This is a genomic window from Pseudomonas sp. SWRI22 (genome assembly GCF_014268395.2).
Taxonomy (GTDB): domain Bacteria; phylum Pseudomonadota; class Gammaproteobacteria; order Pseudomonadales; family Pseudomonadaceae; genus Aquipseudomonas; species Aquipseudomonas paracarnis.
In genome coordinates this window covers 1,323,839-1,338,974 of the sequence record NZ_JABWQK020000001.1, presented here as the reverse complement: position 1 = coordinate 1,338,974, position 15,136 = coordinate 1,323,839, and the positions used below count along the sequence as shown (strand labels likewise).

Genomic DNA, 15,136 nt, shown 5'->3' with positions numbered 1-15,136 from the left:
CTCTTTCAAGTTGATCAGTTGGTCGCGGGGGCCAGGTCGGCGTTGCCGCCCTGACGGAAAGTGATAAGGGTCACCAGCAGCGCGAGAATCGCCAGTGCTGCAGCGGCCAGGGGCACGCTGGTCAGGCCGAAACCGTGGGCAATCACGCTGCCGCCGACCCAGGCGCCGAGGGCGTTGCCGATGTTGAAGGCACCGATATTCAGGGTGGATACTAGGTTCGGCGCGGCCTTGCCGAAGGTCACCACGTTGATTTGCAGCGCCGGCACGGCGGCGAACGAGGCGGTGGCCCACAGGAACAGGGTGATTTCAGTCGGTATCACCGCAACGCTGGTCCAGCTCAACACCGTGGAAACCACCGCCATGCTGATGAACACGCCGATCAAGGTGGCCGCCAGGCGCTTGTCCGCCAGTTTGCCGCCGATGATGTTGCCCACGGTGAGCCCCAGGCCGATCAGCAGCAGGGTCCAGGTCACGCCCTTGGGCGACACGCCGGTGACATCGCCGAGCAGCGGTGCGACGTAGGTAAAGAGGGTAAACATAGACGCGGCAAACAGCGCGGTCATGCTCAGCGACAGCCAGATACCGGCACCCTTGAGGGCGGCCAGTTCGGCGCGCATGTCGAGTTTTTCTTCGTCACGCTTGGCGGGCAGGAAGCGAATAAGGCCGATCAAGGCGATTACGCCAATCACGGTCACGGCCCAGAAGGTCGAGCGCCAGCCGGCTTCCTGGCCCAGCGCCGTACCCAGGGGCACGCCCAGCACGTTCGCCAGGGTCAACCCAGTGAACATCAACGCGACGGCCGACGCACGTTTGTTGGCCGGCACCAGGTTGGCCGCCACCACCGAGCCAATGCCGAAGAACGCACCGTGGCACAACGCTGTGACCACACGGGCAAACATCAGCACGTTGTAGTCGCTTGCCAGGGCACAGAGCAGATTGCCGATAATGAAAATACCCATCAGCGCTACCAGCGCCGCCTTGCGTGGCAGCCTGGCGGTGGCCAGTGCCATGAACGGCGCGCCGATGGCCACGCCCAGGGCGTAGCCGGTGACCAGCCAGCCGGCGCCGGGAATCGACACACCCAGGTCCGTCGCCACATCGGGCAGCAAGCCCATGATGACGAACTCGGTGGTGCCGATGGCGAAGGCGCTCAGGGCCAGTATGAGTAGCGAGAGGGGCATGGGCGTGTCCTTGATGATTACGGTGCGCTGAGTTCGGTAATGAGCGCAGCGAGAAAGGCTTGGATCACTTCCTCGTTGCGCTTGAAAAAGTGCCACTGCCCGGCCTTCTGGCTGGTGATCAACCCCGCCCGTTGCAAGGTGGCCAGGTGCGCCGACACGGTCGACTGGGACAAGCCGCAGCGCTGGTCGATCTGCCCGGCGCAGATGCCGTATTCGTGGTTGTGCAATTGCTCGGGGAACTGCACTTTCGGGTCTTTGAGCCAGGTGAGGATGTCTCGTCGTACTGGGTGCGCCAGGGCTTTTATTATTTCGTCGAGGTCGATGGACATGGCAGGGTGCTCGGTGTCGTAAAGCGTTATATCGCGATGAGGCGAACTTTAAATCGCAATATCCCGATATACCAATATGATTTTGATATGAGACCAAAGCGAATCGGTATATCGGGTTATAACGATATGTGGGTGGCAGTGGTAGACTGCGCGGCATGAATTATCTCGCACATCTGCACCTGGGCGGCCAACTTCCGGCGCAATTGCTGGGCAGCCTCTATGGCGACTTCGTCAAAGGCCGCCTGCAGGGCCAGTTCAGCCCGCAAATCGAAGCGGCGATCCAGCTGCATCGCTCCATCGACCGGTTCACCGACAGCCACCCCTTGGTGGGGGAGGCGTTGTCGCGTTTCAGCCAGACCCGCAGGCGCTATGCCGGCATCGTGCTCGATGTGTTTTTTGACCATTGTCTGGCGCGGGATTGGGCGCTGTATGCCGACCAGCCTCTGGAGCGTTTCACGTCGCAGGTGTATCGGGTGTTGGCGGCTGAACCCGCACTACCGGGGCGGCTGGCGCAGATTGCGCCGTATATGGCCGCGGATGATTGGTTGGGCTCGTACCGCGAGTTTGCGGTGATGGAGCAGGTGCTGCGCGGGATTTCGCGGCGGCTGACACAACCTGAGGAACTGGGGTATGCGATGCAGGAGTTGCGGGTTTTGTATGAGCCGTTGAGTGAGGACTTTCGACTGTTCTACCCAGAGTTGCAGAAATTTGCGCAATCTCAACTGACTATTGAGATCTGAATGTGGGAGCTGACTTGCCGGCGATAGCGGCCTACCGGTTGAGAATGTTATGGCTGACCCACCGCCATCGCAGGCAAGCCAGCTCCCACATTTGGATTGAGTTCACATTGCTTCAGGCTGCGAATGCAGGCCGAGCGGCCACTTGCTCGGTTTCCGGCACCGGGCCGAACAATGCCTTCTGCACCGCCTGCTGCGCCTGATACGCCAATGCCGCACGTTCCTGCCCGGCGCAGGCAATCGGCTTGAGCACATGAATCTCCACATCGCCGCGGTCATTGGAAAACAAGCGCATCAGGTGCGAGAGCAAATCATCATCGCCAATAAAGGGTGCCAGCGGGTCGACTTGGCCGTCGCGCAGATACCGAATCGCTACCGGCTGCAGTGATACATCCGCATCGATCGCGCTGGCCAGCAAGCGCCCGTGGAACGTGCGCAGGCCGCGCCCGTCGGTGGTGGTGCCCTCGGGGAACATCAGCAAGGGGTGCTGTTGCTCCAGATGACGGGTCATTTGCTTGCGGATCAGTTGGCTGTCACCTGATCCGCGGCGAATAAACAGGCTGCCAGCCTTGGCCGCTAGCCAGCCGGCCACCGGCCAGGTGCGCACCTCGGCCTTGGACAAAAACGACATCGGCGCCACCATGCCCAGCAACGGGATATCCGTCCAGGACACGTGATTGCTCACCCACAGCATCGGCGTTTGCGGCAACTCGCCATGCACCGTTACGCGAAAGGGCAGGGCGTTGGTCAGTCGCGCCATAAAGAAGCGCGACCAACGCTGGCGCCGCACCATCGAGTTAGCCACGCCCAGGCGCTCGAACAAGCCAAACACACTGGCCATGCTCAGCCCCAGCCCCACCACCAACAACACGCGGGCGATGCGCCCGTAGATGCGCAGGCGGTTCATCACATGGCCGCCTTGAAGTGGCGCGCGTAGCGCGGGCACAACTCGTCGCGCTTGAGCAGGATAAACACGTCTGCTACCTGGAAGTCTTCATCCCAGCACGGCTCGCCGCAGATCTTCGCGCCCAGGCGCATGTAGGCCTTGAGCAGCGGCGGCATTTCGGCGATGACGTTGGACGGCAAGTCCAGGGCCGGCAGTGGTTTTTTCGGTTCGGCGCGCAGGTGTTCGTTGCACAGGTAGCGCTCGCGCAAGCGCTGCATGATCGCGTGGGCCTGGATGCCGCCATCGTGCATCGGAATGCTCGCGCAGCCCATCAGGTAGCTGTAGCCGCCCTGGTTGAGCACTTCGGCCAACTCGCCCCACAACACCGCGATGGTGCCGCCATTGCGATAGGCCGGGTCGACGCAGGTGCGGCCAATCTCCAGGATCGGGCCCTGCAAGTGCAGCAGGCCATGCAGGCTGAATTCTTCTTCACTGTAGAACCGGCCCAGGGTGCTGGCGGCCTGGTGGTCGAGCAGACGGGTAGTCGCGACGAGTCGACCGCTGTTCAAATCCCGCACGCCGATATGGCTGCAGTGAACATCATAGTCATCCATGTCCAGACCCAATTCCGCGCCTTTCAGCTTGGCGTTGAACTCGCCGCTGAACACGTTGAACCGCAGGGCCTGGGCTTCCTGCAATGCCTGTGCGCCTACCAGGCGTTCGGCTTGCAGACGGCGTTCATTGCCTTTGTCGCTGATGCGGGCGATCTGAGTCATAGCGAGTCTCCGGGTGCCGGCCAGGTTGCGGCCAGTCGACTTTGTTGTCCAAAGTCAGGCTATGTAGCCTCGGTGTCAGCTCCATGAAGTTACGGTGACGGTTGGATGACAGCCCCCTTGTCGCAAATCTGTCACTGGCGTGAGCTAGGCTCGCGGGCTTGAATGCCCCCTTGAGTTTGCGTCCATGGTCCGAGGCCTGTTGTGCGTTGCCCTGCTGTTTGTCACCGTGAATGCCCGCGCTGAAATCTGGCCTGATAAGGAGTGGGCCGTGGGCACATCTCTCGCCGGCCCCGCTGTCGATGCCCTGGACGCCTACGCTTTCCCACCCCGCGACGATGCCACCCGCAACGGTATTCGCACCGACGCGTTGCTGGTCATTCGTGACGGCGAAATCATTTATGAACGCTACGCCGCGCCCACCACTGCCAGCACGCCGCACCTGACCTGGTCTGTCAGCAAAAGCCTGATGGCTACCGTGCTGGGCGTGGCCTATGGGCAAGGCCGCTTCAAACTCAACGACCCCGCCGCACGTTTCTACCCGCCGATGAAGCAGCACCCCAAGGTGAGCATGGCTGACCTGCTGCACTGGGCCTCCGGGTTGGACTGGCAGGAAGACTACGAGTACGCCCCGTTGAAATCTTCGGTGGTGGCGATGCTCTACACCCGTGGCCACACCGACATGGCGCAATTCGCAGCGGATGCCGAGGCGGTCGCCGCCCCTGGCCAGGCTTTCCGTTATTCCAGTGGCGACAGCACTATCCTGTCCGCCGCGCTCAAGGGCATGCTCGGCCACAAGGCCTACATCACCTACCCGTGGGACGCGCTGTTCCAGCCCTTGGGCATTCGCGACGCAACCTGGGAAACCGACGCCGATGAGACGTTTGTCTCGTCGTCCTATGCCTACCTCACGGCCCGGGATCTGGCACGAGTAGGGTTACTGATGGCCCGGGATGGGCGCTGGGGCGTGCGGCAACTGCTGCCCAAGGACTGGGTCGCCTTCAACCGCCGGCCCTTCGACCGCTACAAAGCCGGCCAGGATGAAGCTGTGCCGGGCGGCCATTGGTGGCTCAATACCGGCGCCCCCCAACCCTGGCCCGACGCACCGGCCACTACCTTCGCCGCTCTGGGGCACTGGGGCCAGGCGCTGTTTGTGCTGCCCGACGAACACCTGGTGATCGTGCGTTACGGCGATGATCGGGATGGCAGTTACCGGCATAACGAACTGCTCAAACGCGTGCTGGCGGCGGTGCGCTCATGATCCGTCGTCATCCGTTCATCAGCGTTTTACTGGTGTTGCTTTTCGCATTGTTCGGCTGGGTTTGGCACGAGCGCGTCAACCTGCAAGCCTTCCCCGACATCATCGCGGCGTACACCGCCAAGGAGTACTGCTCGTGCCGGTACGTGGCCAACAACCCGGCGCAGTATTGCCTGGGGTATGTGAAGCAGTACGTGCCCATCAGTGCGTTTATCGACACGCCTGAGCGCAGTGAAGTGACAGCGAGCGGGTTGGGGCGTACGCATACAGCGCGATGGATGGGCAACCGCCAAGGCTGCCGCCTGACTCCCTGACACACTCATTCCTCTGTGGGAGCTGGCTTGCCTGCGATAGCGCCAGGTCAGCCAACATCACTGGTGCCTGTGCCGCCGCCATCGCAGGCAAGCCAGCTCCCACATTTAGATTATCTGCGTGGGTTCTCGGAAAAAGAACCGGCCCTGAGGTTCCACAGGGTGGAACCACCTTTGATTGTCCTCACGCGCACATCGCGCTTAGCTGTCGATGTATCGCCAACAAGAACGGGACCACCCGCCTGTGAGGAGAATCACCATGCGCCCGCACCAGCACATCCTGGATTGGCTCAGCGACGTTGCCAGCGACTTGCACGCTGTGCGTCACGATATCCACGCCCACCCCGAACTCGGCTTTGAAGAGAACCGCACCTCAGCGCTGGTCGCACAGTCACTCAAGGAGTGGGGTTACGAGGTGCACACCGGCATCGGCAAGACCGGTGTGGTCGGTGTGTTGCGCAATGGCAACAGCTCGCGCACGTTGGGGATTCGCGCCGACATGGACGCCTTGCCCATCATCGAAAACACCGGCGCGGCCTACACCAGCCAACATGCCGGCTGCATGCACGCCTGCGGCCATGACGGCCACACCACCATGTTGCTCGGTGCCGCGCGTTACTTGGCGGCGACGCGGCAATTCGACGGTACTTTGAACCTGATTTTCCAACCCGCCGAAGAAGGCCAGGGCGGCGCCGAGGCGATGCTTGCAGATGGGTTGCTGGAGCGCTTCCCCTGCGACGGGTTGTTCGGCATGCACAATATGCCAGGCTTGCCGGCTGGGCATCTGGGCTTGAGAGTGGGGCCGATGATGGCCTCCCAGGACCTGCTCACCGTGACGCTCGAAGGCGTAGGTGGCCATGGCTCGATGCCGCATTTGACCGTGGACCCGCTGGTGGCGGCGGCGAGCATGGTCATGGCCTTGCAAACGGTGGTAGCACGCAATATCGACACCCAGGAAGCTGCCGTGGTCACGGTCGGCGCCCTTCAAGCAGGGCAAGCCGCCAATGTGATTCCCCAGCAAGCCCTGTTGCGCCTGAGCTTGCGCGCACTTAACCCCAAGGTACGTGAACAGATGCTGGAACGGGTCAACGCGATCATCCAGACCCAGGCCGCCAGCTTCGGCTGCACCGTGCAGATCGAACACCGGCCGGCCTACCCGGTGCTTGTCAACCACGCCGAAGAAACCGAATTCGCCCGCCAGGTCGGTGTGGCCTTGCTCGGTGCCGACGCTGTGGATGGCAACACCCGCACGCTGATGGGCAGCGAAGACTTCGCCTGGATGCTGCAACGCTGCCCCGGCAGTTACCTGTTTATCGGCAACGGTGTGTCGCGACCGATGGTGCACAACCCCGCCTATGACTTCAACGACGACATCCTGCTGACCGGCGCAGCCTACTGGGGTGCGCTAGCCGAGAGCTGGCTCAAGCCAGCCGGATAACCCAACCCCTTGTAGGAGCGAGCTTGCTCGCGAAAATCGTCAACGCTGACGCAGCGCTTTGAGGTAGCCCGTGTTGCCTGCGCGTTTTTCGCGAGCAAGCTCGCTCCTACAGCAACGCCTTTTTCTGCCGCTGGACCCTTTCCCTGTATCGGTTGAATGGAGTGTTCCTCATGCAGACTGCAAAACTCGGCGTTTCCCGCACCCGCCAAGTGGTGGCGGCGGTGATCGGCAACGCGTTGGAATGGTATGACTTCATCGTTTACGGTTTCCTGGCCAGCATCATCGCCCGGCAGTTCTTCCCCTCCGAAGACGAATACGCGTCGCTGCTGATGGCCCTGGCCACCTTTGGCGTGGGCTTTTTCATGCGTCCGGTGGGCGGCATCCTGTTGGGCATCTATGCCGACCGCAAAGGCCGCAAAGCCGCGATGCAGTTGATTATCCGGCTAATGACCGTGTCCATTGCGCTGATCGCCTTCGCGCCGAGCTACGCCGCCATTGGCATGGGTGCGCCGTTGCTGATTGTGGTGGCGCGGATGCTTCAGGGGTTTGCCACCGGCGGTGAATATGCCAGCGCCACGGCATTTCTGGTGGAGAGCGCACCTGCCCATCGCAAGGGCTTGTATGGCTCCTGGCAATTGGTAGGGCAATGCCTGGCGGTGTTCGGCGGGGCGGCGATGGTGGCGTTGGTCACGCATTTCTTTTCGCCCGAAACCCTCGACCTGTGGGGCTGGCGCCTGCCGTTTGTGCTGGGCTTGTTGATCGGCCCGGTGGGGTTGTGGATTCGTCGGCACATGGAAGACCCGGAAGAGTTTATCCAGGCGCGTAAAAACGCCACCGGCCCGGCGCCGAGCCTCATGCAAGTGCTGCGTGACCATCGGCGCAGCATCCTGGTGTCCATGGGCTTGGCCTGCGGGGCGACGGTGTCGTTCTACGTGGTGCTGGTGAACATGCCGACCTTCGCCCACAAGAACCTCGGCCTGCCGCTGGACCAGGTGCTGATGGTGCAGATGTTTGCGGTGGCGCTGATGACCGTGGTGATCCCCTTGTCCGGCCTGCTCTCGGATCGGTTGGGACGGCGACCGGTGTTGATGGCCTTCACCCTGGCGTTCTTCGTGATGGTCTACCCGTTGTATGTGTGGGTGGCCGCCGCGCCGTCCATCGAGCGCCTGCTGGTGATGCAGGTGATGTTGTGCACGGCGATTGGCGGGTTCTTCGGGCCAGCGCCGACGGCATTGGCCGAACAGTTCCCTATCGAGGTGCGCTCGACCGGCGTGTCGGTGGCCTATAACGTGGCCGTAATGGTGTTCGGTGGTTTCGCGCCGTTGATCGTGACCTGGCTGAGCAAGGTGCTGGGCACGCCGGTGGCGCCGTCGTTCTATGTATTGTTTGCGTGTGTGCTGACGCTGCTGGGCACTTACTGCATGCGCGAGGCGCCCCGGGCGAGCAAGCCGCTGCCGTTTTCCAGAGAGGTGAAGCCTTGAGTATTGTTGATTGGGATGCCACTGAGCTGTCGCGGGCCATTCATGGGCGGCAGGTGTCGTGCGAAGAGGTGATGCAGGCGTACCTGGCGCAGATCCAGCGCTTTAACCCTGGCGTGAATGCGCTGGTGTCGTTGCGCGAAAGCGAGGCCGTGCTGGCCGAGGCGAGAGCCTGTGATCGTGAGTTGGACCGGGGCCATTCCCGTGGCTGGATGCATGGCATGCCCCAGGCCATCAAGGACCTGGCGGCCACCCAGGGTTTGCGCACCACCCTGGGCTCACCGCTGTTCGCCGAGCATGTACCGAACGAAGACGCCATCAGCGTGGCGCGGGTGCGGGCCAGTGGTGCGATCATCATTGGCAAGACCAACGTGCCGGAGTTCGGCCTGGGCTCCCACACCTACAACACGCTGTTCGGTACCACCGGCAACGCCTATGACCCGCGCCTGGCGGCCGGCGGTAGCAGTGGCGGAGCGGCGGTGGCCCTGGCGCTACGCATGCTGCCGGTGGCCGACGGCAGCGACATGATGGGCTCGCTGCGCAACCCGGCGGCGTTCAACAACGTGTTCGGCTTGCGCCCCTCCCAAGGACGGGTGCCCCACGGGCCGATGCCGGAGTTGTTCGTGCAGCAACTGGGCACCGAAGGCCCGATGGGGCGCAGCGTGACGGATGTGGCGCGGTTGCTGAGCATCCAGGCCGGTTACGACCCCCGCACGCCGCTGTCATCCTCGGCCGATCCGGCGGTGCTGGGCCAGCCGTTGCTGCGCGACTTCAAGGGCGTGCGCCTCGGTTGGCTGGGGGACTACAACGGTTATCTGCCGATGGATGATGGCGTGATGAGCCTGTGCGAAGCGGCGCTGGATGATTTCGCCAGGTTGGGCTGTGAAGTGCACAGCTGCCAACCGGACTTTTCCATGGCGCGCCTGTGGCGCTGCTGGTTGGTACACCGCCATTGGCTGGTGCACGGCAACCTCGGCGCGGCCTACGCCAACCCGCAAAAACGCGCGTTGCTCAAGCCCGAAGCGCAATGGGAAGTGGAGGGCGGCCAGGGCTTGAGTGCCCAGCAGGTTTACCAGGCGTCGGTGGACCGCAGTGAGTGGTACCGCGCTTTGGGCAAGCTGTTCGAACGTTACGATTTCCTGCTGTTGCCCACCGCCCAGGTGTTCCCTTTCGATGCACAACAGCCTTGGCCACGCCTCGTTGGCGGGCGTGAAATGGACACTTATCACCGTTGGATGGAGGCGGTGATCGGCCCGACCCTCGCCGGTTTGCCGAGCATGAGCATTCCGGTGGGCTTCAACCCCCAGGGCTTGCCCATGGGCCTGCAAATCATTGGCCCGGCCCAGGCCGACAGGGCCGTGCTGCAATTGGCCTACGCCCATGAGCAACTGACCCAATGGGTACAACGCCGGCCACCGGCGTGCCTTGCAACGACCCGCTGAGCGCTGACCAGGCCTGTATCTTGCTGTGAAAAAAGATCATCCACCGGCAACAGGGAGATCGAACATGGAGACAGGCACTGTACGCTCGGTTGAGCGCGCTCTGGCAATCGTCGAGTTGCTGGGCGAGCACCAGGCCCTGGGGCTGGAAGAACTGCACTACCTCACGCAGCTGCCCAAGGCCACGGTGTCGCGCATGTTGCTGACCTTGCAGGAACAGGGGTGGGTCTACCGCGGCCTGAGCGATCGGCGTTACCGCCTGCGTGCCCGGCGTTTGTTCGGCGATACCCAGCAACGCTTCAAGCGCCAGGTGGTGGAGAGCGCCGCCCCTTGGTTGCTGGAGCTCAGCGAGCGCACTGGGCTGGTGGTGGACTTGTCGTGCTTCGATGGCGAGCGCCTGGAGGTCATGGAAAGCGCGATCCCCAGCGTGTTGCGCAAGCTGTACCCGAACAACTGCCAGATCGTCGGCCAGTACGCCAGCCTGTTCCACTCGGCGATGGGCAAGGCTTGCCTGACGCAATTGCCGGCTGACGAAGTACAGCGCCTGGCAGGCCGCAATCATGTGGCGGCAGACGAGCACTATCGCGCATGCGAGCAAACCCAGCACCAGGGCTTCGGACAGCGTACCGAGGGCTATTGGGAATACCCGGTGCGTTTGCCGTTCCTGATCCGGGCGGTGGCCTTGCCGGTGCGCGCCAATGGCCGATTGGTGGGGAGCATGGCGCTGCATTGGCCGATGCATCAGGCGCCGGTGGAGCGGGTGTTGAATTTGCACATGGGCAGCCTTGAAGAAGCGATCTGCGAAGTGCAGCGAACGCTGGTTTGAAAACACAGCAAAAACCCTGTGGCAGCTGGCTTTTGTGGCGAGGGAGCTTGCTCCCGCTGGGGTGCGTAGCGCCCCCAAAAAGCCGGCTCCAGCTGCGCTGTCGAACGGGAGCAAGCTCCCTCGCCACAGCAAGCCAGCTCCCACATTGAATTTGCGCCGGTTGTGAGATTGCGCTTAAGGTTCGCCCAGGTTTTTTTGCCCCATGAGTCTTTATGTTCAATGTCAAACCTCTGGTCTTCGCGCTGCTGGCCTTTGCTGCCGTGCCCGCCCACGCCGATTGGTACCTGGATAACGAATCCTCGCGCCTGTCTTTCGTCACCACCAAAAACACCGAGATTGCCGAAGTCCAGCGCTTCCTGGTGCTGCACGGCAAAGTCGACGCCAAAGGCGCGGCTCGGCTGGAAGTGGAGCTGGACTCAATCAACAGCGGTATTCCGTTGCGCGACGAGCGCATGCGTAAAGAGCTGTTCGAGATCAAGACCTTCCCCGAAGCGCAGATCAGCGCACAGATCAATCTGCAGCCCATCAATGACCTGGCGTCCGGCGCGCAGTTGGAATTGCGCCTGCCCTTGAGCGTCACGCTGCACGGCAAGACCCAGACCTACAGCGCCGAACTGCTGGCCACGCGCCTGGATGAGCGGCGTTTCCAGGTGGTAACTCTGGAGCCCGTGGTGCTGCATGCCGAAGATTTCGACCTGGCGCCCGGTGTGGCTACCTTGCGTAAGGCGGCAGGGCTCAAGTCGATCAGTTTGTCGGTGCCGGTGGGTGCGGTGCTGATTTTCACGGCGCGCTGACATGAGCGGCGCGGTGTTCCCGTGGCGCAGCGCCAATCAGTTCGAATTGCTGATCGACGGGCCGAATTTCTTCCCGCAGATGCTGGTGGGCATCGCCCGGGCCGAGCAGCAGGTTGACCTTGAGTTGTACCTGGTCGAAGCCGGGGCCTGCGCCGAGGCCATGGTGCAGGCGCTGGTACTGGCCGCCGAACGCGGCGTGCAGGTGCGTTGCCTGTTTGACGATTACGGCAGCCTGGCGTTTACCCTGGGGCTGCGCAAGCGCTTGACCGATGCCGGCGTGGCGCTGCGCTTTTACAACCGCCTGAATTGGCGGCGCTGGATGCGCAACCTGTACCGCGACCATCGAAAGCTACTGCTGATCGACCAGCGCATTGCGGTGGTCGGCGGCACCGGTGTCACCGACGAGTTCTGGACGCCGGGGCAAGACACCGCCGACTGGCATGAAGTGATGGTGCAGATCAGCGGCCCGCTGGTGCTGGACTGGCAGGCCCTGTTCGACCGGCAATGGCACGCTAACGCCGCGCGCCGTGAATGGAAACCGGCTACCCACTTTGGTTTGCCTCGCTTGCCCAAGGTGCCCGCGACCGGGCCGGGGCTGGGCCGCGTGGCGTATGCCGATGCGCGTCAGCACCGTGACATCCTGCAATCGTTGATTCGTGCTTTGAACAGCAGCAAGGGGCGTATCTGGCTGGCGACCCCGTACTTCCTGCCAACCTGGAGCGTGCGCCGTGCCTTGCGCCGGGCGGCAGGGCGCGGTGTGGACGTACGTTTGCTGCTCACCGGCCCGCGCACCGATCACCCGTCGGTGCGTTACGCCGGGCACCGTTATTACCCGCGCCTGCTGCGCTCAGGCGTGCAGATCTTCGAATACCAGCCGTGTTTCCTGCACCTGAAGATGGTGCTGGTGGATGATTGGGTGAGCATTGGCTCGTGCAATTTCGACCACTGGAATCTGCGCTTCAACCTGGAAGCCAACCTCGAAGCGCTGGACCCGCAGTTGACGGCAGCGGTGGTGGGCAGTTTCGAAGCGGACTTTGCCCAAAGCCAGGCGGTGAGCCTGGAGGCATGGAAGGCGCGGCCATTGTGGCGGCGGGTGAAGCAGCGGGTGTGGGGCTGGATTGATCGGTTGGTGGTGAACCTGCTGGATCGACGCGGTTAGTCGGGCCACCTCAATCAACTGTGGGAGCTGGCTTGCCTGCGATAGCATCACCTCGGTACACCTGACAAACCGAGGTGCCTGTATCGCAGGCAAGCCAGCTCCCACAAAAGCCAGCTCCCACAGCGACCGTGTTTACAGCTTCAGATCAGAGCAGTTCGAAGGTTTGCTGCTGCACATCCTGGGAATCCAAGCCGATCTGCACATTGAACTCACCCGGTTCCGCCGCGAACTTGAGTTGGGCGTTGTAGAACTTCAAGTCGTCCTCGGTGATGGTGAAGTGCAGCGTGCGCGCTTCGCCGGCCTTGAGCATGATCTTCTGGAAGTTCTTCAGCTCCTTGATCGGGCGGATCATCGAACCGGCCACGTCCTGGATATACAACTGCACAACCGTTTCGCCATCGACCTTGCCAGTGTTCTTCACGGTGACGCTGGCATCGAGCTTGCCGGTCTTGTTCAGCGTGGTGGACGACAGTGCCATGTCCGACAGGCTGAACGTGGTGTAGCTCAGGCCATAGCCAAACGGAAACAGGGGGCCGGTGGTGTCATCGAAGTACTGCGAGGTGTAGTTGCCCGGCTTGCCTGGGGTGAATGGCCGGCCGATGGTCAGGTGGTTGTAGTAGGTCGGAATCTGCCCGACCGAACGAGGGAAGGTGATCGGCAGCTTGCCCGATGGGTTGTAGTCACCGAACAGCACGTCGGCGATGGCGTTGCCGCCTTCGGTACCTGCGAACCAGGTTTCCAGGATCGCGTCGGCCTGTTGGTTCTCTTCGAGAATCGACAGCGGACGGCCGTTCATCAACACCAGCACCAGCGGTTTGCCGGTGGCTTTGAGGGCCTTGATCAAGTCGCGCTGGCTTTGCGGGATGTTCAGATCGGTACGGCTCGACGATTCGTGGGACATGCCACGGGACTCGCCCACCGCGGCGACGATAACGTCGGCGTTGTTCGCCGCCTTCACCGCTTCATCAATCAGCACCTGGGCAGGGCGCGGGTCGTCCACCACTTCCGGGGCATCGAAGTTGAGGAAGTTGAGGTAGTCGAGCACCGCTTTGTCGCCGGTGATGTTGGCGCCACGGGCATAGATCACTTTGCCTTTTTCACCGATCACGGCGTTCATGCCGTCGAGCAGGGTCACCGATTGTGCAGGCCGGCCGGCAGCAGCCCAACTGCCCACCATGTCGATGGGTGCCTTGGCCAGCGGGCCGACAAGGGCAATGGTCGCGGATTTTTTCAGCGGCAGGGTGTCGTTGTGGTTTTTCAGCAACACCAGGCTGCGGCGCGCAATGTCGCGGGCCTCGGCACGGTGCAGGCGGCTGTCGGCGTAGGTGTCGGCCGGGTCATCCTCGGCCTTGCCGATGCGCAGGTACGGGTCCTTGAACAGGCCCATGTCGTACTTGGCGCCGAGCACTTCGCGCACGGCGTTGTCGATGTCGCTCTGCTGGATCTCGCCGGACTTGAGCAGCCCCGGCAATTCCTTGCCGTACAGCGAGTCGTTCATGCTCATGTCGATGCCGGCCTTGATCGCCAGCTTGGCGGCTTCACGCCCGTCCTTGGCCACGCCGTGCTTGATCAGCTCGACGATCGCACCGTGGTCGCTGACGGTCAGGCCCTTGAAGCCCCAGTCCTTGCGCAGCAGGTCGTTCATCAGCCAGGTGTTGGCGGTGGCAGGCACGCCGTTGATCGAGTTGAGCGCGACCATCACGCCGCCGGAGCCAGCCTTGATCGCCGCGTGGTAGGGCGGCAGGTAGTCTTGGTACATCTTGACCGGGCTCATGTCGACCACGTTGTAGTCGCGCCCGCCTTCCACCGCGCCGTAGAGGGCGAAGTGCTTGACGCTGGCCATGAGGCTGTCGGCATTCGCGGGGCTGGTGCCCTGGAACGCCTTGACCATCACTTCGGCAATGCGTGACACCAGGTAGGTGTCTTCACCGAAACCTTCGGAAGTGCGGCCCCAGCGCGGGTCGCGCGAGATATCCACCATCGGTGCGAAGGTGATGTCGAGGCTGTCGGCGGCGGCTTCCTGGGCGGCGATGCGCCCGGAGCGGCCAATGGCGTCCATGTCCCAGCTGGAGGCCAGGGCCAGGCTGATCGGGAAAATGGTGCGGTGGCCGTGGATCACGTCGTAGGCGAAGAACATCGGGATCTTCAAGCGGCTGCGCATGGCCGCGTCCTGCATCGGACGGTTTTCCGGGCGGGTGATGGAGTTGAACGTGCCACCGATGCGGCCGGCGGCGATTTCCTTGCGGATCAGCTCGCGGGGCATTTCCGGGCCGATGCTGATCAGGCGCAATTGGCCGATCTTCTCATCCAGGGTCATTTGCTTGAGCAGGTCGCTGACGAAGGCGTCCTTGTCGTTAAGCGCAGCAGGCTTTGTTTCTGCCCATACGGGGTGGCTGGCCAGAGTGGCAACAAGGCCGAGCAAACACAGCTTTTTCATGAATATCCTTTTTCGGCGACTGCGCAGCATTCAGAGAGATGCTGTCGGCCAAAATGTGGGGAACGTCTATTGTTGTTCGGGTGTTGTTCA

The 15,136-nt window shown here is 62.5% G+C and carries 14 protein-coding genes; 9 read left to right on the top strand and 5 right to left on the bottom strand.

Annotated features, from left to right (window positions below; translation table 11 throughout):
- Window positions 1–14 precede the first annotated feature (14 nt).
- Window positions 15–1,181, bottom strand: coding sequence for an MFS transporter (locus tag HU730_RS05825; protein WP_034125977.1), 1,167 nt, complete (start codon window positions 1,179–1,181; stop codon window positions 15–17).
- A gap of 17 nt (window positions 1,182–1,198) precedes the next feature.
- A complete protein-coding gene (locus HU730_RS05820; RefSeq protein WP_034125978.1) occupies window positions 1,199–1,510 on the bottom strand; it encodes a helix-turn-helix transcriptional regulator in 312 nt (103 codons plus the stop codon).
- A 155-nt stretch (window positions 1,511–1,665) separates the two neighbouring features.
- On the opposite strand from HU730_RS05820, the gene HU730_RS05815 reads away from it, so the two are divergent.
- A complete protein-coding gene (locus HU730_RS05815) occupies window positions 1,666–2,250 on the top strand; it encodes an ACP phosphodiesterase (RefSeq protein WP_034125979.1) in 585 nt (194 codons plus the stop codon).
- A 112-nt stretch (window positions 2,251–2,362) separates the two neighbouring features.
- Here the strand turns inward: HU730_RS05815 and HU730_RS05810 are convergent, their stop codons facing one another.
- Together HU730_RS05810 and olsB are read right to left on the bottom strand one after the other, a co-directional pair.
- Entirely contained in the window at window positions 2,363–3,154 is a 792-nt protein-coding gene (locus tag HU730_RS05810) for a lysophospholipid acyltransferase family protein (RefSeq protein WP_032893104.1), read from the bottom strand.
- The gene (olsB, locus tag HU730_RS05805) at window positions 3,154–3,909 is read right to left on the bottom strand and encodes an L-ornithine N(alpha)-acyltransferase (protein ID WP_003189352.1); all 756 of its coding nucleotides are present in this window, start codon (window positions 3,907–3,909) and stop codon (window positions 3,154–3,156) included. Before olsB ends, HU730_RS05810 begins: the two co-directional genes overlap by 1 nt.
- 184 nt (window positions 3,910–4,093) lie before the next feature.
- Between olsB and HU730_RS05800 the strand changes: the two genes are divergently transcribed.
- The 8 genes from HU730_RS05800 to HU730_RS05765 all read left to right on the top strand — a co-directional run bounded on the left by HU730_RS05800 (window position 4,094) and on the right by HU730_RS05765 (window position 12,609).
- Window positions 4,094–5,167 (top strand): serine hydrolase, encoded by a 1,074-nt coding sequence (locus tag HU730_RS05800; RefSeq protein ID WP_034125980.1) that lies wholly within the window; start codon window positions 4,094–4,096, stop codon window positions 5,165–5,167.
- On the top strand, window positions 5,164–5,478 hold the full coding sequence (locus tag HU730_RS05795) for a hypothetical protein (protein ID WP_034125981.1): 315 nt from the start codon (window positions 5,164–5,166) through the stop codon (window positions 5,476–5,478). The genes HU730_RS05800 and HU730_RS05795 overlap by 4 nt, the downstream gene beginning before the upstream one ends.
- A 256-nt stretch (window positions 5,479–5,734) precedes the next feature.
- On the top strand, window positions 5,735–6,913 hold the full coding sequence (locus HU730_RS05790; RefSeq protein WP_186526584.1) for a M20 aminoacylase family protein: 1,179 nt from the start codon (window positions 5,735–5,737) through the stop codon (window positions 6,911–6,913).
- A gap of 170 nt (window positions 6,914–7,083) precedes the next feature.
- A complete protein-coding gene (locus HU730_RS05785) occupies window positions 7,084–8,394 on the top strand; it encodes a citrate-proton symporter (RefSeq protein WP_034125986.1) in 1,311 nt (436 codons plus the stop codon).
- The gene (locus tag HU730_RS05780; RefSeq protein WP_186526585.1) at window positions 8,391–9,833 is read left to right on the top strand and encodes an amidase; all 1,443 of its coding nucleotides are present in this window, start codon (window positions 8,391–8,393) and stop codon (window positions 9,831–9,833) included. Before HU730_RS05785 ends, HU730_RS05780 begins: the two co-directional genes overlap by 4 nt.
- Window positions 9,834–9,897: 64 nt before the next feature.
- Entirely contained in the window at window positions 9,898–10,656 is a 759-nt protein-coding gene (locus HU730_RS05775) for a helix-turn-helix domain-containing protein (RefSeq protein WP_186526586.1), read from the top strand.
- A 212-nt stretch (window positions 10,657–10,868) separates the two neighbouring features.
- Entirely contained in the window at window positions 10,869–11,450 is a 582-nt protein-coding gene (locus tag HU730_RS05770) for a YceI family protein (RefSeq protein WP_054898725.1), read from the top strand.
- A 1-nt stretch (window position 11,451) separates the two neighbouring features.
- Window positions 11,452–12,609, top strand: coding sequence for a phosphatidylserine/phosphatidylglycerophosphate/cardiolipin synthase family protein (locus HU730_RS05765; protein ID WP_034126534.1), 1,158 nt, complete (start codon window positions 11,452–11,454; stop codon window positions 12,607–12,609).
- A gap of 145 nt (window positions 12,610–12,754) precedes the next feature.
- On the opposite strand, the gene bglX is transcribed toward HU730_RS05765, so the two are convergent.
- Window positions 12,755–15,046: a beta-glucosidase BglX gene (bglX, locus tag HU730_RS05760; RefSeq protein WP_186526587.1), complete on the bottom strand. Its 2,292-nt coding sequence runs from the start codon at window positions 15,044–15,046 to the stop codon at window positions 12,755–12,757.
- Window positions 15,047–15,136 lie beyond the last annotated feature (90 nt).

Coding starts and splice junctions, on each gene's coding strand:
- bglX (WP_186526587.1), bottom strand. CDS start 15,046: ATGAAAAAGCTGTGTTTGCTCGGCCTTGTTGCCACTCTGGCCAGCCAC.
- olsB (WP_003189352.1), bottom strand. CDS start 3,909: ATGACTCAGATCGCCCGCATCAGCGACAAAGGCAATGAACGCCGTCTG.
- HU730_RS05785 (WP_034125986.1), top strand. CDS start 7,084: ATGCAGACTGCAAAACTCGGCGTTTCCCGCACCCGCCAAGTGGTGGCG.
- HU730_RS05795 (WP_034125981.1), top strand. CDS start 5,164: ATGATCCGTCGTCATCCGTTCATCAGCGTTTTACTGGTGTTGCTTTTC.
- HU730_RS05820 (WP_034125978.1), bottom strand. CDS start 1,510: ATGTCCATCGACCTCGACGAAATAATAAAAGCCCTGGCGCACCCAGTA.
- HU730_RS05790 (WP_186526584.1), top strand. CDS start 5,735: ATGCGCCCGCACCAGCACATCCTGGATTGGCTCAGCGACGTTGCCAGC.
- HU730_RS05775 (WP_186526586.1), top strand. CDS start 9,898: ATGGAGACAGGCACTGTACGCTCGGTTGAGCGCGCTCTGGCAATCGTC.
- HU730_RS05825 (WP_034125977.1), bottom strand. CDS start 1,181: ATGCCCCTCTCGCTACTCATACTGGCCCTGAGCGCCTTCGCCATCGGC.
- HU730_RS05800 (WP_034125980.1), top strand. CDS start 4,094: ATGGTCCGAGGCCTGTTGTGCGTTGCCCTGCTGTTTGTCACCGTGAAT.
- HU730_RS05765 (WP_034126534.1), top strand. CDS start 11,452: ATGAGCGGCGCGGTGTTCCCGTGGCGCAGCGCCAATCAGTTCGAATTG.
- HU730_RS05770 (WP_054898725.1), top strand. CDS start 10,869: ATGTTCAATGTCAAACCTCTGGTCTTCGCGCTGCTGGCCTTTGCTGCC.
- HU730_RS05815 (WP_034125979.1), top strand. CDS start 1,666: ATGAATTATCTCGCACATCTGCACCTGGGCGGCCAACTTCCGGCGCAA.
- HU730_RS05810 (WP_032893104.1), bottom strand. CDS start 3,154: ATGAACCGCCTGCGCATCTACGGGCGCATCGCCCGCGTGTTGTTGGTG.